This window comes from Desulfobacter sp. UBA2225 (assembly GCF_002348205.1).
Taxonomy (GTDB): Bacteria; Desulfobacterota; Desulfobacteria; order Desulfobacterales; family Desulfobacteraceae; genus Desulfobacter; species Desulfobacter postgatei.
The window spans coordinates 1-13,487 of sequence record NZ_DDYV01000153.1; the positions used below are offsets into that span (position 1 = coordinate 1).

The 13,487-nt window shown below is 46.2% G+C and carries 16 protein-coding genes; 8 read left to right on the top strand and 8 right to left on the bottom strand.

Annotated elements, in window-relative coordinates; all coding sequences use genetic code 11:
- The 5 genes from B3D59_RS07885 to B3D59_RS07905 all read left to right on the top strand — a co-directional run.
- The coding region (locus tag B3D59_RS07885) for a sigma-54-dependent transcriptional regulator (RefSeq protein WP_286818785.1) at positions 1–813 on the top strand (813 nt) is incomplete at its 5' end.
- Positions 814–886: 73 nt separating this feature from the next.
- A complete protein-coding gene (locus B3D59_RS07890) occupies positions 887–1,033 on the top strand; it encodes a hypothetical protein (RefSeq protein WP_286818786.1) in 147 nt (48 codons plus the stop codon).
- Positions 1,034–1,046: 13 nt separating this feature from the next.
- Positions 1,047–1,613 carry a 16S rRNA (guanine(966)-N(2))-methyltransferase RsmD gene (gene rsmD, locus B3D59_RS07895; RefSeq protein WP_286818787.1) on the top strand — a complete coding sequence of 189 codons (567 nt, stop codon included), beginning with the start codon at positions 1,047–1,049 and terminating at the stop codon, positions 1,611–1,613.
- Complete coding sequence (coaD, locus tag B3D59_RS07900) at positions 1,610–2,161, top strand: pantetheine-phosphate adenylyltransferase (protein ID WP_286818788.1); 552 nt, start codon at positions 1,610–1,612, stop codon at positions 2,159–2,161. The genes rsmD and coaD overlap by 4 nt, the downstream gene beginning before the upstream one ends.
- A gap of 13 nt (positions 2,162–2,174) precedes the next feature.
- Complete coding sequence (locus B3D59_RS07905; protein ID WP_286818789.1) at positions 2,175–3,071, top strand: selenium metabolism-associated LysR family transcriptional regulator; 897 nt, start codon at positions 2,175–2,177, stop codon at positions 3,069–3,071.
- A gap of 3 nt (positions 3,072–3,074) precedes the next feature.
- On the opposite strand, the gene B3D59_RS07910 is transcribed toward B3D59_RS07905, so the two are convergent.
- Complete coding sequence (locus tag B3D59_RS07910) at positions 3,075–3,797, bottom strand: enoyl-CoA hydratase/isomerase family protein (RefSeq protein WP_286818790.1); 723 nt, start codon at positions 3,795–3,797, stop codon at positions 3,075–3,077.
- Positions 3,798–3,973: 176 nt separating this feature from the next.
- On the opposite strand from B3D59_RS07910, the gene B3D59_RS07915 reads away from it, so the two are divergent.
- The 3 genes from B3D59_RS07915 to epmA are packed head-to-tail and all read left to right on the top strand — an operon-like array spanning position 3,974 to position 7,922.
- Positions 3,974–5,662: a hydantoinase/oxoprolinase family protein gene (locus B3D59_RS07915; RefSeq protein WP_286818791.1), complete on the top strand. Its 1,689-nt coding sequence runs from the start codon at positions 3,974–3,976 to the stop codon at positions 5,660–5,662.
- 16 nt (positions 5,663–5,678) lie between these two features.
- A complete protein-coding gene (locus tag B3D59_RS07920; protein ID WP_286818793.1) occupies positions 5,679–6,992 on the top strand; it encodes a histone deacetylase family protein in 1,314 nt (437 codons plus the stop codon).
- A gap of 18 nt (positions 6,993–7,010) precedes the next feature.
- Positions 7,011–7,922: an EF-P lysine aminoacylase EpmA gene (epmA, locus tag B3D59_RS07925; RefSeq protein ID WP_286818794.1), complete on the top strand. Its 912-nt coding sequence runs from the start codon at positions 7,011–7,013 to the stop codon at positions 7,920–7,922.
- A gap of 31 nt (positions 7,923–7,953) precedes the next feature.
- On the opposite strand, the gene B3D59_RS07930 is transcribed toward epmA, so the two are convergent.
- The 7 genes from B3D59_RS07930 to tsoX form a co-directional block, all read right to left on the bottom strand.
- Positions 7,954–9,150 carry an HD-GYP domain-containing protein gene (locus B3D59_RS07930; RefSeq protein ID WP_286818795.1) on the bottom strand — a complete coding sequence of 399 codons (1,197 nt, stop codon included), beginning with the start codon at positions 9,148–9,150 and terminating at the stop codon, positions 7,954–7,956.
- Positions 9,151–9,284: 134 nt separating this feature from the next.
- The gene (locus B3D59_RS07935; RefSeq protein ID WP_286818796.1) at positions 9,285–10,244 is read right to left on the bottom strand and encodes a radical SAM protein; all 960 of its coding nucleotides are present in this window, start codon (positions 10,242–10,244) and stop codon (positions 9,285–9,287) included.
- A gap of 1 nt (position 10,245) precedes the next feature.
- Positions 10,246–11,472 carry an argininosuccinate synthase gene (locus tag B3D59_RS07940; protein WP_286818797.1) on the bottom strand — a complete coding sequence of 409 codons (1,227 nt, stop codon included), beginning with the start codon at positions 11,470–11,472 and terminating at the stop codon, positions 10,246–10,248.
- Positions 11,473–11,815: 343 nt separating this feature from the next.
- A complete protein-coding gene (locus B3D59_RS07945; RefSeq protein ID WP_277004760.1) occupies positions 11,816–12,130 on the bottom strand; it encodes a J domain-containing protein in 315 nt (104 codons plus the stop codon).
- Positions 12,127–12,759: a class I SAM-dependent methyltransferase gene (locus tag B3D59_RS07950; RefSeq protein WP_286818800.1), complete on the bottom strand. Its 633-nt coding sequence runs from the start codon at positions 12,757–12,759 to the stop codon at positions 12,127–12,129. The genes B3D59_RS07945 and B3D59_RS07950 overlap by 4 nt, the downstream gene beginning before the upstream one ends.
- Before the next feature lie 59 nt (positions 12,760–12,818).
- On the bottom strand, positions 12,819–13,130 hold the full coding sequence (locus tag B3D59_RS07955; protein WP_286818801.1) for a DsrE family protein: 312 nt from the start codon (positions 13,128–13,130) through the stop codon (positions 12,819–12,821).
- 12 nt (positions 13,131–13,142) lie between these two features.
- A complete protein-coding gene (tsoX, locus tag B3D59_RS18310; protein ID WP_414646523.1) occupies positions 13,143–13,400 on the bottom strand; it encodes an HSGNPxU motif (seleno)protein TsoX in 258 nt (85 codons plus the stop codon).
- Positions 13,401–13,487: the final 87 nt, after the last annotated feature.

A 13,487-nucleotide genomic window follows, 5' to 3' on the forward strand; every position in this document is an offset into this window, starting at 1 on the left:
TTTGATTTTTTGGAAAAACCTTTGTCCATTGACAAGGTTATACTCTCCATAAACAATGCCCTGAATTTCAGGAAACTTGAGGAAGAGAACCGGTACCTTCGCAAAAAAGCCATTGAAAAAAATTCCATTACCGGCACAAGCCCTGCGGTTCAGAAGCTTTACGGCGAAATTATGGCCGCAGCGCCCACCGATGCCTCCATACTGATCACGGGGGAAAACGGTACGGGTAAGGAGATGGTGGCCCGCACCATTCATCAGTTCAGTAACCGTCCTGAAGGTCCCTTTATCATTATCAACTGCGCAGCCATTCCTGAAGAGCGCCTGGAACCCGAACTGTTCGGGCATGAGAAAGGGGCTTTTGAAGGAGCCTCAGCAAAAAACAGAGGTAAATTTGAACTGGCTGCCGGTGGAACTCTGTTTTTGGATGAAATAGGGGATATGAGTATCAATACCCAGGCCAAAATGCTGCGGGCCCTGGAATCCAAAACCTTCCAGCGCATCGGTTCCAGCCGTACCCTGCACATGGACGTACGTGTGATCACTTCATCCAACAAAGATCTTGAATNNGAAGATCTGTTTTTCAGACTCAATGTCATACCGATCCATGTTCCGGCCTTAAGGAAAAGGATTGAGGATATCCCCATACTGGTGGATTTTTTCTTAACTCAACTGGCTGAAAAATCATCCGCGCCTAAAAAAACGCTCTCCAAAGAGGCTGTTGAGCTTTTAAAACAATGGCATTGGAAGGGAAATGTCAGGGAACTGAAAAATTTGATGGAGCGTTTATCCATTATGGTGNNTTGGGAAAAATGATATTCCTGCACCCTACAATCCTGATATTGAAACATTTCCCGAAACGGGTGAAGAGCGCAACCGGATTTTTACCATGGCGCAATTGGACCAGGCAAAAGTTGCCTTTGAAACGGAATTTATCCGTTTAAGGGTGGATCAGATGAACGGGGATCTTCAGGCGGCGGCTAAACAGATGGGAGCAAGCTTGAATTTTATCAAAAAAAGAATATCTAAAAGTTGATGCATATTAACTGATGCGTATTATTAGTGGTGCCTGCCGGGGCAGGAAACTGGTTCAGATCCAGGGGAAAGATATCCGTCCCACCTCGGACCGGGTCAGGGAAGCTGTGTTCAATATCCTTGGCCCCGGTATTCGGGGAAAAAGGGTACTCGACATGTTTGCCGGCACCGGGGCTTTGGGGCTTGAGGCATTGAGCCGGGGCGCTCAGTCTGCCGTTTTTGTGGATGCGGCCCAGTCTTCCTGCAATGTGATCAAACGCAATATTGAACTGTGCCGGATGGCGGATCAGGCCCGGATTCTCTGCCATGACTTAATCAAAGGGTCTTTACCTGTATTCCATCACACCTTTGATCTGATTTTCATGGATCCCCCGTACCATAAAGAGTATCCGGGACAGGTGCTTGGAAAACCTGGGTTTTCAGAACTCCTTGCACCCGGGGCAATTGTCATTGTGGAACAGTCTGCCAAAGAAAGCCTTAACTATCCCGGAAACAGCCTTGACAAATACCTGGAAAAAAAATACTCAAGGACAACTCTTACATTTTTGCGGAAATCCGCCATAGACGAAGGATGCGTATGATTTACCGAAAACGGACAATTGCCATTTATCCCGGTTCCTTTGATCCCTTGACAAACGGACATCTTGACGTCATCAGACGCGCCCAGGAAATTTTTGACCACGTAATCGTGGGGGTGCTGTACAATTCGTCTAAAAAAACACCGTTATTCTCCCCCGAGGAACGTATTTCCATAATTAAGGAATGTTTTGAAGACCCATCGATAGAGCTGGACTCGGCAAGGATTGAAGTGGAGACTTTTAATGGCCTTCTTGTTGAATATGCCCGAATGAAAAAGGCTGTGGCCATTATCCGGGGCATGCGGGCTTTGTCTGATTTTGAAAGTGAATTTCAGATGGCGCTGATGAACAGAAAGCTCAATAGGGAGGTCCAGTCGGTCTTTCTTATGACAGGATCGCGCTGGATTTTTACCTCATCGTCCATCATTAAGGAGGTTGCCCGGTATGGCGGGGATATCTCTGATATGGTTCCCAAACCCGTGGAGCGTAGGGTGAAGGAGAAATTTGAGACTCTCGTAAAAAGCCAGGAATGGCAAAAACGTTATAAATGAAGGGTATATCAACGTGGATTTGTGGCAGCTTCATATTTTTGTTTCCGTGGTTGAGCAGAAAAGTTTTTCCAGAGCATCAGAACAGATTCATTTATCTCAGCCCACAGTGTCCACCCATATCAAGGAGCTGGAGGCTCATTTCCAATGCCGCCTGCTGGACAGGCTAGGCAAGGTGACCGAGCCGACCCGGGCAGGTGAGATTCTTTATGATTATGCCAAACGGATGCTGGCGCTGAAACAGGAAACCCAGTCCGCCATGCTGGATTTTTTAGGGCACACCAAAGGACAGCTGATCATCGGCGGATCATCCATCCCTGCCGGGTATATCCTTCCCAGGATGTTGGGGGCATTTAAAGCTGATTTCCCGGATGTATCCATCCTTTTGACGGTCGGGGATACCGGTCAGATCACCCGGGCTGTCAAAGACGGTGAACTGGAACTGGGCGTGGTGGGTGCAAAAACCAGTGACCCCGACATTGTTCAGGAGACATTGGTTGAAGATGAAATGAAACTCGTCGTGCCCGCCGGTCATGAATGGGCGGACAGGAGAAGTGTGACCTGCAAGGCGCTGCTGTCCCAGCCATTGATTGCAAGGGAACAGGGGTCTGGTACCTGGAAAACCGTTATCGCCAGCATGGAAAAGGCGGGGATTGACCTATCCCGGCTTGAACCTGCAGTGACCATGGGCAATTCGGTTTCAGTCATCCAGGGCATTCTCAACAATGTGGGTATTTCCATTCTTTCCACCATTGCCGTGGCTGAGGAGTTGGCCAGGGGGCGTCTTCATGCCCTGAGTATTGAAGGCCTCGACCTGTCCAGGCATTTTTATCTGACGCTGTCCAGGAAGAGGACCCGCTCTCCGATATGTGAGAAATTTATTCACTTCTTAAAGGACCAAGTTTTCAGCTGATTGTCATTCGGCGACAAACAGATTCAGCGCATCAATAAACTCGGGGTCCTGTTTATCCATTGTTCGGATTACTTTCTTGTGAATCCGTTTTTTCACTTCCCGGAAAATACCGCGCTTTTTGTCAAATCCAGCGGCAAATGCCATCGCCTCCTTGAATAAATCGTCCCGGTTTTCACAGGCTTTGACAATCACATTGGCGTACTCAAGATCTACCGCAGTCATCCGTTGACCGGACAGCAGCATATGATTGAACATGTATTCGGGTATCGCTTTGCGCACCAAAGCGATCATGCCGGGCAGAAGGGGTATGCCGATATCCACTTCAGGAAAGCAAAAAAAACCTTTGTCCTTTCTCATGAACCTGAAATCGCAGGCACAGCTTAAAATAGCGCCATTGCCAAAGGTATGACCATTGATGGCAGCGATCACAGGTACGGGAAAAAGCAGCAGGCGCTTAAATACCTCGTTCATGCCATACATGAAGTCAATGATGTCTTGCCTTTGTTGGGCAGCTAATCTTTCACCAATCCATTCCACATCAACACCCTGGGAAAAGTTTTTTTCATCCAAGGCGGTAAGGATCATGGCTTTCACTTGCGCATCTGCCTCTACCTGGTCAAGACATCGCAGAAAATCCTGTGCAAAAATTTTATTCATTCTGTTGGCCGTGTTACACATTGAAACGATTGCCACCGCATCTTGTTTTTTCCATTCTATAACGGCCAAAATGCCCTCCTGTTAATTAAGAAATATTTAGACAAGTAAACATTGTTTATTGAAAATAAATTAAATAATTTCATATTTCAAGGGGCTAAAACTTCATTGACAAGCCAATGGATTTCTGACAAGCTTCTTTAATACCGTATATTTCGGCGCAAATCTTTATGCCAAGGAAGACGCCAATGATTTTAGGATTAGATGTTGGAGGCACAAATACAGATGTTGTTTTTCTCAGCCCAAAAGGTGTCCAGAAATATGTAAAGGTGCCTACCCAGCCGGACAATTTATTTAAAAGCGTTCTTTCAGGTTTTACTTTGATTCTTGAGGACGTTGATCCGGGACTTGTTGAGCGGGTTGTTATCTCCACCACCCTGACCACCAACGCGATTGTTCAACAAACCGTGACACCGGTGGGCATCATTGTTTCAGCCGGGCCGGGTATAGATCCTGAAAATTTCAGGACCGGGGATCAATATTATGCCGTAGGCGGCTCCATCAACCACCGTGGCCGGGAAATAGAGCCGATCAATGAGGCGGAAATTCAGATTGTGGGTGAAAAGCTCAAAAAGGCGGGCATTGAATATGTGGGGGTTGTCGGAAAATTTTGTGTCAGAAATCCTTCCCATGAAATTCTCATCAAGCGGATATTAGATAAGCAGTTTAAACAGATCTTTTTAGGGCACCATGTTTCCGGCAATTTGAATTTTCCGCGGCGAATTGCCACCACTTACATGAACGCGGCTGTATATCCCCTGCATAAAGACTTTTTCCAGGCCGTTGAGCAATCCCTTGAGGAAATGGGGCTTACCGTACCCATTCAGATTCTCAAGGCGGACGGCGGTACCATGACATTGGCAGCATCAATGGATTTTCCGGCCCAGACGGTTTTATCAGGACCTGCAGCCAGTATCATGGGGGCGATTCCCTATGCCCCTGAAGGTCAGGATGCCGTTGTCCTTGATATCGGCGGTACCACTACGGATATTGCATTTCTGGTGGATAAGACGCCATTGCTTGAACCCGTGGGCATCCAGCGCGGGGGATATAAAAGTCTGATTCGCTCCCTGCGAACGGTTTCCGAGGGCATTGGCGGCGACTCGGCCTTAAGGATCAATGACAAGAACAAGCTTACTGTGGGACCGGACCGTATGGGGCCGGCCATGGCTTTTGGCGGGTCTGTACCGACGCCCACGGACGCCCTGGTGGTTTTAGGACTCATGGACTCGGGGGACCAGGACCGGGCCCGGCAGGGTATAAAATCCATTGCAGGTCAGTTGGGCATGGAAGAAAAAGAGGCTGCAGAGCACATATTTAAAATCTGTTGCAACATTATTTTGAAAAAAACCTTTGAGATGATCGATACATTAAATTCAAAGCCTGTTTACACGGTCCATGATTTCCTTGAAGGGTACAAGTTCAGTCCGGACACCATTCTTCTCATGGGAGGGCCGGCCAGATTTTTCGCCGAGAAAATCCAGGATATGTATCAGCTTGAAACCATTGCGGTCCCCTATGCTTCAGTGGCAAACGCCATTGGCGCTGCCCTTGCCAGAACTACCTGTGAGGTCACGGTGAATGCAGACACGGAGCAGGGCGTTGTAACCGCCCACGAAGAGGATTTTGCCGAGCCTGTCTCCAAATCCTTTTCTAAAGACGATCTGGTGGAGACCGCTTACAGCCTGCTTAAGGATAAGGCGGAAAACGCAGGGGCTGATCCCGACAATCTTAATGAGGTGGAAGTGGTGGAATTTCAGGAATTTAATATTGTGCGTAATTTTTCTCCCAGGGGAAAAATTTTTCGGATGAAAATTCAGCTTAAACCCGGCCTGATACATGGGTATGAATCAATGCTTAATCCGCAGGCTTTATAAAATAAAAGGGGATACCATGTTAAACGCACCTCATAAAACCGGGTTGGTGTTTTTTCCTGCATTTGACTGGGCCATCGACCCCACCCACCCTGAAAGGGAAGAGCGGCTTTTGTATACCCAGGACCAGGTTACCGAAGAAGGGGTTTTTGATATACCCGAAATCATAGAATACAAGCCTGAAATTGTGACGCCGCAAGATTTACAAAGGGCTCATTTCTGTGTACCCGATGAACATAGCGTTACAACCGAATCCCATCTGATATCTGCAGGCGGGGCCAAGGCCATTGCCAATGCCGTGATGTTAAAAGAGGTCAAAAACGGCTTTGCCCTGGTCAGACCTCCGGGACATCATTCCATGCGGGTGACCCACGGGGGGCGCGGATTTTGCCATATCAATATTGAAGCGATTATGGTGGAATATATTCGATCCCAGTATGGCGTTAAACGTATTGCCGTCATTGATACGGACTGCCACCACGGGGACGGCACCAATGATATTTTCTGGCATGATCCTGATGTGCTGTTTATCTCGCTGCATCAGGATGGCCGGACCATGTATCCGGGCACAGGCTTTCCCAATGAACTGGGCGGTCCCAATGCCAAGGGCTCCAATTTAAATATTCCGCTTCCCCCGGGGACTTCCACCAAAGGGTATCTCTATGTTATTGAAAATTGTGTGCGGCCGGTACTCGCGGAATTCAAACCTGATCTTGTGGTGAATTCGGCCGGCCAGGACAACCACTACACAGATCCTTTGACCAATATGAATTTTTCGGCCCAGGGGTATGCGCGTCTGACTTCCATGCTTAAGCCGGATATTGCGGTTCTTGAAGGCGGATATGCCATTGAAGGTGCTCTGCCTTATGTCAACCTGGGGATTATCCTCGCCATGGCAGGTATAGATTATTCCGGGGTGGTGGAACCCAACTATAATCCGGAAAAGCTCAAACAGTCTGAGAGCATTACCGATAAAATCAAACAGACCTGCGACCAGATCATGCGCTACTGGAATCAGCGGCATCAAATGAGAGAAGCCGCCGGTGAACCTGGGCAGATTGTGACCCGCCACCGTGAAGTCTTTTATGATACGGACAATATTTTTGAACGCCAGAAAGAGAAAATCCGGGTGTGCAGGGATTGCGGCGGCAGTTTTGAGGTCGATTCCAAGGCTGCCCCAGGCTATCATATTCTGGGGGTTCATATTCCCATCAATGCCTGCAAAGCTTGCCGGGAACAGGGCTATGAGTTTTATGACCAGGCAGATAAAAGCAAATACCAGCGTATCTATCTCCAGGATCGGACTAAGGATTTATACGAGGTCAAATCATAGGCCCTGTACGCAAAGAAGATGCGTTGTTCCCAATTGCTGGATAGTTTAAAGAAAAGAGCCCTTGTTATTGAACTGACAAGGGATTTTTTTCGTTCCATGGATTTTTTCGAGGTGGAGACCCCCATTCGGTGCCCATCAATTATCCCCGAAGCCCATATTGACCCGGTGACATCCCAGGGTGCATATCTGCAAGCCTCACCGGAGTTGTGTATGAAGCGGCTTTTGGCCCGGGGCGCAGGCAAGATTTTTCAGATCTGCAAATGCTTTCGCCAGGGGGAGCGCGGTCCGCGTCATTTGCCTGAACTGACACTTCTCGAATGGTATGCCGTTGACCAGAGCTACGAAGACCTCATGGTGCAGTGCCAGGATCTTTTACGCCATATTGCAAAAGGGTTGGGCACACCGGAACGCTTGATCTATCAGGGCCTATCCCTGGACCTTGAAAACGCCTTTGAGCGGATTACGGTTAGCGAGGCTTTTGAGCGTTTTTGTGATCTTTCGTTGAACCAGGCCATGGATACCGGGCGCTTTGATGAGATTATAAGTTTTGATATCGAACCGCATTTAGGCACATCCCGGCCCTGTTTCCTTTATGATTATCCCATATCCATGGCCAGTCTTTCTGCGGCCCATTCTGAAAAACCGGATATAGCCCAAAGGTTTGAGATGTATGTTGCAGGCATTGAACTGGCCAACGGATTCACGGAACTGACCGACCATGAACTTCAGAGAAAACGCTTTGAAAAGGAAAATGAACTGCGCATCAGTCAGGGGAAAACAAACCTCCCGCTGCCGGAAAAATTTTTATCCGACCTTGCCGTGATGCCGCCCGCTGCCGGTATCGCCCTGGGCATTGACCGTCTTGTCATGCTGTTCTGTGATGCGCCGGATATTGAAGAGGTTGTTGCTTTCCCGCCCGAGTTGCTTTAAGGGACAATACTATTTCGGCAATGTGGAAGTTTCAATAAGTTGTTAAATTACTTTCATGTTTTATTGTGGCTTGAGTCTGGGTATTGAGAGATTCCGAATGAAAGTCTTTGAGATATTCGGGAAGCCGGTTAAACATTTCTACTGGTGTCTTGGGAAGCTGCTCACTGTCAATAACCAGATTTTGACTTTTACTGATCGGGCTGGAAAGATTAATGATTTTATCTGCTTTTTCAATAGTCCGGCCGGCCTCATCGGTAAATATGATTACCTCAGGCCCCTGGCTGTTTATCACGTAGACTGACTGGCCGTTTATCAAAGTCAGAATGCTCCCCTCCGGGCAGGTACCGATTTCTTTGACAAATGAATAGAGAATAAGCTGTAAAATCGGATTACGCCCTGAATAGTCCTGATAAATCGTATTGACCACTTTGGTTGGATTAACCGCTTCGCCGTAACTTCGTTTCAAGGTCATGGCACTGTATATGTCCGCCAGTTTGCAGATTTTGACATAGGGCGGCAGGTCTGAAGGGGATTGATAAACAGGGTAAGCTTTTTTTTCGTTAAAATAGATTGCTGCATGGTGGTATTTAATAATATTTTCTATATATACGTCGTAAATGCCGTTGATTTTCAAAAAAAGCGTTCCGTATCCCCCGGCATGTTTTTGAATTTCTCTGAGCTCCCTCCGGTTCAATACGCTCTTTTTGTTCAGCAGGGAATCCGGGATCATTATTTTGCCCATATCGTGCATGAGATAGCCCATGGAGATGGTGCGCACGGCTTCACGAGGGTAGTAAAAAAACGGCACCATCTCTTCTTCTCGGTGCTGTTTCAAGTTATCTTTAAATTTGGCAATGAGCATATTGTTAATATACTGGGAAAAAATTTCGTTAAACCGCTTTAATACAATGGTGCCGATATAGCAGACACCAAAGGAGTGTTGAAAAAAATAGTCATCGGTGGAGAAATAGTCTTTCATGCTGTTCAGAATCAACCGATCGGTCTCAAAGAGCATTTCCATGATGTCGTTTATGGCATGAACGCTTTCTTTAACATTTATTTTGTCAGACACCCCGTCATCTTTTTTTTCCCGGGGGTCTCTATTAAATAGGCGCTTTTGACTTTTAACCAGATCGCTGAACAGTTGTTTGGCCCGTTTGTATTTTTCGAGGAAGATTTTTTTTTCCCGCATCATTTCAAGCATCTTCTGTTCAGCGTCAACAGACATTATTGAATCTCCCCTCTTTGGATTTGAAAAATGAAATGAATAATAAAGTGATTTTATAACTTCTTTTAGATTGTTTGAGCAAACTCTTAATCAATATGAAACCCGGTTTCCCTTTAGAAACCGGGCAAAAGAAGCTAATTTTTCACAGGGTCTTCTTTTACGGTCTGGTAAAATACACCCCGCTCCTGCTGGACAGATTCTACTTTATCTTCCAGGATCAGTCGTTTCATTAAAATTTCAAGTTTTTTCTTTTCGAGGTTTAACGCCGCAGTAAGGTCATCTATGGTGCAGGGGCGGCGGTGAATGGTTTCCATAACCATGGCTTCCATCTCTTCATCGCTGATATGGTTCCTTGATGTCAGATCCTTCACCCGGGCAATGATCTCCACATTGGCAGCATTAATAATTCCGGCTACCCGTTCAAGGTCCTGTTTTGAGGCAGGTTTAAGCCCTGCTACAGCCCCTGGCCGGTCCAGGGTATTGAGCTGAACCCGGGTGGGATTAATGTCTCGAATGATTTCTCCTAAGGTTTCAAGTTCTTCTTTGGCATCGTTGATCCCGGGCAGGATAAATACCTCCAGCCAGAGTTCTCCTTGGAAAGATTTGGCAAACGCTTTAAGTCCGTCAATCATCTTATCAACATCAATCTGCCCGGAAGGCCGGTTGATCTTTTCAAAGGTCTGGGGGGTAACGGCATCCAGGGAGGGCATGACCAGATCGGCCCTGTTTAGATCCTTTCTGACGACGGGGTCGGACAGCAAGGTGGCATTTGTCAGTACGGCCACCCGGATTTTTGCCTTTATTTCTTTGATAAAGTCAATGATCCTGCCGATGTCCGGATTTAAGGTGGGCTCTCCAGAACCTGAAAAGGTGACATAATCCGGGTCAGGATGATTTTCAAAGTAATGGGCAAGCTCTGCTTTAACCTCATCAAAGGGAACATATGCCGCTCGCTTAAGGGTCTGGTTGGTGGTTGGTCCGCACTCGCAGTAAATACAATCCAGTGTACAGGTTTTGTGACGGACAAGATCCACGCCCAGGGAAAGCCCAAGGCGCCTTGAAGGGACCGGTCCAAATATATGATTATATTTCATTTTAGTTTCTGCCGGTGATGTCCCTGTGGGCCATCAGGCGGATGGCGTTGACGCGGATAAAGCCTTCGGCATCTTCCTGGTTGTAGCCGCCGGTGATGTCCATAGAGGACAGGTTCTGGTTGTACAGCGAAGATGGTGAGGTCCTGGAGATCGGGTAGGCCACCCCTTTGAACAGTTTTAGGGTTACTTCGCCGTCAATCAGTTCCTGGCTTTTGTCAATGGCTGCCATGAGAAATTCCATTTCAGGGCTGAACCAGAAACCGTAATAAACCAGTTCACCCAGCCTGGGCGCCAGCATATCCCGAAGACGCATGACCTCACGGTCCATGGCAATGCCTTCAATATCCTTGTGTGCCTCATGCAGAATGGTTCCGCCCGGCGTCTCATAAACCCCCCTGGATTTGATGCCCACAAACCGGTTTTCCACCATGTCGAGACGGCCTATACCATTTTCGGAACCCAGTTGATTCAGGTACAAAAAGAGATCCAGGGCATCTGTTTTTTCGGTGCCGTCTTCCAGATTTTTTACCTTGACCGGGATGCCGTTTTTAAATTCAATGGTAATGCGTGTGGGGGTATCCGGGGCCTTTTCCGGGGATACGGTGCGACAATAGATGCTTTCATCGCATACTGCGCCGGGATCTTCAAGGATACCTGCTTCATGGGAAATGTGCAGCAGGTTATCATCTTCGCTGTAGGGCTTGGCTGCGGTCTGCTTGGTGGGAATCCCGTGATTTTTCGCATAGGCCAGAAGGTCGGAACGGCCCTGGAAGGCATTGAGAAAGTCCGGGTTTTTCCACGGCGCAATAACTTTTATGGCCGGATTCAGGGCATAGTATGAGAGCTCAAATCGCACCTGGTCGTTCCCTTTGCCCGTGGCACCGTGGGACACATACCGGGCGCCGACTTCCTTTGCGATTTCAATCTGCTTTTTGGCAATGATGGGACGGGCAATGGCTGTACCTAAAAGATAGCGGCCTTCGTAAACCGTATTTGACTTGAAAACGGGGAATATATAATCGGTGACAAACTCCTTTTTCATATCTTCGATGAACACTTTTGATGCACCGATTTTAAGGGCTTTTTGTTCTGCTGCCTGAAAATCTTCATCCTGGCCGATGTCAGCCATGTATGCAAATACTTCGTACCCCTGTTCCAGCAGCCATTTGAGGATAACCGACGTATCCAGTCCGCCTGAATACGCCAGAACCACTTTTTCCTTTGCCATTAAAAACTCCTTCAATTCATTGAGTATTTGACCGCAAACTTTATTTTACGGTCCTTGTGTTACTTCAGACAAAAGTTATTAACGCAAAAAAATAGATAACAGTCAAGCGCATAGGGCGATCGCATGTAATTTATCGTCCGTCGTCCGATGTCAGATTTCAAGTAGCTCATACGGATTATTAATAATAGTCTGGACTTCTGAACCCATCATTGAAGGGATTCCGGTTTTGACATAGCCTGCAGTTTGCAATTTGAGCTGATCCCCCCACAATGCTTCTATTATTGGATGCTGCTTTCGGATAGGGCCGAGCGAGCTTATATAGACATATCTGTCGCTCTGATTTTTAAGTTTTTTTGGTATTTCCCCATAAAGGGTCGTTGCCAAATCTCTCAAACCACCAGTCTTCTGGCGATAAATATCGTTCGACATCTTCTTTTGCAAAAGAATATTTGTACTGATTGCAGTATAGAATAATAGTTTTATATGCAGTGGTCAGTTTTTTTGTCATTTCATTGCATTTTTCATCATTGCCGTTGCATTTATCCGGATGCCACTGCATGATGAGTTTTCTGTAATTTGATTTAATCTCTTCCATTGACACCCGCTCTGGTAGATTCAAGAGTTCTTTAGCTTCAATAATATCTTGATATTTAATCAATTTTTCTTCCCATGTATGACCGCAAACAAGCCTTTTCCATATCCTGTGCTGACAATTTCGCTATCGGTAATTCCCGATATATCATTAAAAATGGTTTGCCGAAAACTGAAATCAGTAAAACCTGTTTCCCTCATTATTTCAAGTATCTGGTCAACAGAATAAAATGTTGCCTGTTTATAAAAAAGACTGTTTTGTTTATGCTTTAAATATGTTTGCCCAAGCGGACTGCCGCTGTCTATCATGCCAATGACAATAGTGCCTCCATCAGATAAAACCCTGTAAGATTCGGTAAATGTTTTATAAATATCATTGACAAAACATATAACCGTAACCATCAAGACAAGTTGAAAAGATGAATCTTTAAACGGAAGACATTCAGCCCTGCCCCCCAAGACATCAACCCCTCTTTGCCGAGCTATTTTTCTCATGCTTTCCACCGGTTCAATTCCAATTTGGATTCCCAGAGGAGCGGCAAATCTTCCTGTTCCTGCACCGATTTCCAGACCGCACAGTCTTTCCGGAATAAACGACCTGACAGCCCTCAGTTCAGCTTCATAAACCTGTCTGTTTTCATCGAACCATTGATCATACTGCTTTGCATAATTCTGATATGGACTAATTTTATACATTTGCACTTTTAATAAGGTATAACATACAGGTGTTTTTATACATTATACCTTTTTCCCGGTTAAAAGTTGAGAACTTTGTCGGATTCTTTGACTATTTCGTACAAATCATCCATCCATGCAATGGGGCATGTGCCTGATCCCTCCAGACCGTGGGATTTCATGCAGACGCCTCAGACATAAAAATCGCCTTTGAACTGATTTACCTGCTCCATTACATCAAACTGCTCAGAACCCGACTGTTCAAAAAGAACACCCTTACCCAACATAAAGACACTTACTTCGTCACCTTTTTTTACGCCGGTGTTGGCAAGTCTCATTGCATTGTATATTGTTTCGCTTTCATCTGTGGAGATGATAAACAGAATTTTCATATCCTCACCCTGCTATGAAAGTTTGTCTGAAAGGAAAGTTTTCATTTTGTTCTTATCCAATACAATCTCCAAAGGCATCATCTCACCCTCAAACAGAACATTTGTCGAACTTCTGAAATCATATTTCCGAGCTTCTTCCGAATCTGTGGTGTATATGCTCAGATTTATCTTTTCTCCGAACATTTCCTTCATTTCTTCGGCTATACCAATAGCCTTTTTACATGATATTCAGCCGGGATTTCCGCTGCGAAAAACTGTCAGTTCAGCCATAATTCCTCCTTTTTTCTAAAATACTGTTGTTAATCTATGTGTTGATGTTAAGCCACATAATCGCGGTGCTGGACGAAATCAGCACCG

Coding starts and splice junctions, on each gene's coding strand:
- B3D59_RS07890 (WP_286818786.1), top strand. CDS start 887: ATGGCGCAATTGGACCAGGCAAAAGTTGCCTTTGAAACGGAATTTATC.
- rsmD (WP_286818787.1), top strand. CDS start 1,047: ATGCGTATTATTAGTGGTGCCTGCCGGGGCAGGAAACTGGTTCAGATC.
- coaD (WP_286818788.1), top strand. CDS start 1,610: ATGATTTACCGAAAACGGACAATTGCCATTTATCCCGGTTCCTTTGAT.
- B3D59_RS07915 (WP_286818791.1), top strand. CDS start 3,974: ATGATTTTAGGATTAGATGTTGGAGGCACAAATACAGATGTTGTTTTT.
- B3D59_RS07920 (WP_286818793.1), top strand. CDS start 5,679: ATGTTAAACGCACCTCATAAAACCGGGTTGGTGTTTTTTCCTGCATTT.
- epmA (WP_286818794.1), top strand. CDS start 7,011: ATGCGTTGTTCCCAATTGCTGGATAGTTTAAAGAAAAGAGCCCTTGTT.
- B3D59_RS07930 (WP_286818795.1), bottom strand. CDS start 9,150: ATGTCTGTTGACGCTGAACAGAAGATGCTTGAAATGATGCGGGAAAAA.
- B3D59_RS07935 (WP_286818796.1), bottom strand. CDS start 10,244: ATGAAATATAATCATATATTTGGACCGGTCCCTTCAAGGCGCCTTGGG.
- B3D59_RS07940 (WP_286818797.1), bottom strand. CDS start 11,472: ATGGCAAAGGAAAAAGTGGTTCTGGCGTATTCAGGCGGACTGGATACG.
- B3D59_RS07950 (WP_286818800.1), bottom strand. CDS start 12,759: ATGTATAAAATTAGTCCATATCAGAATTATGCAAAGCAGTATGATCAA.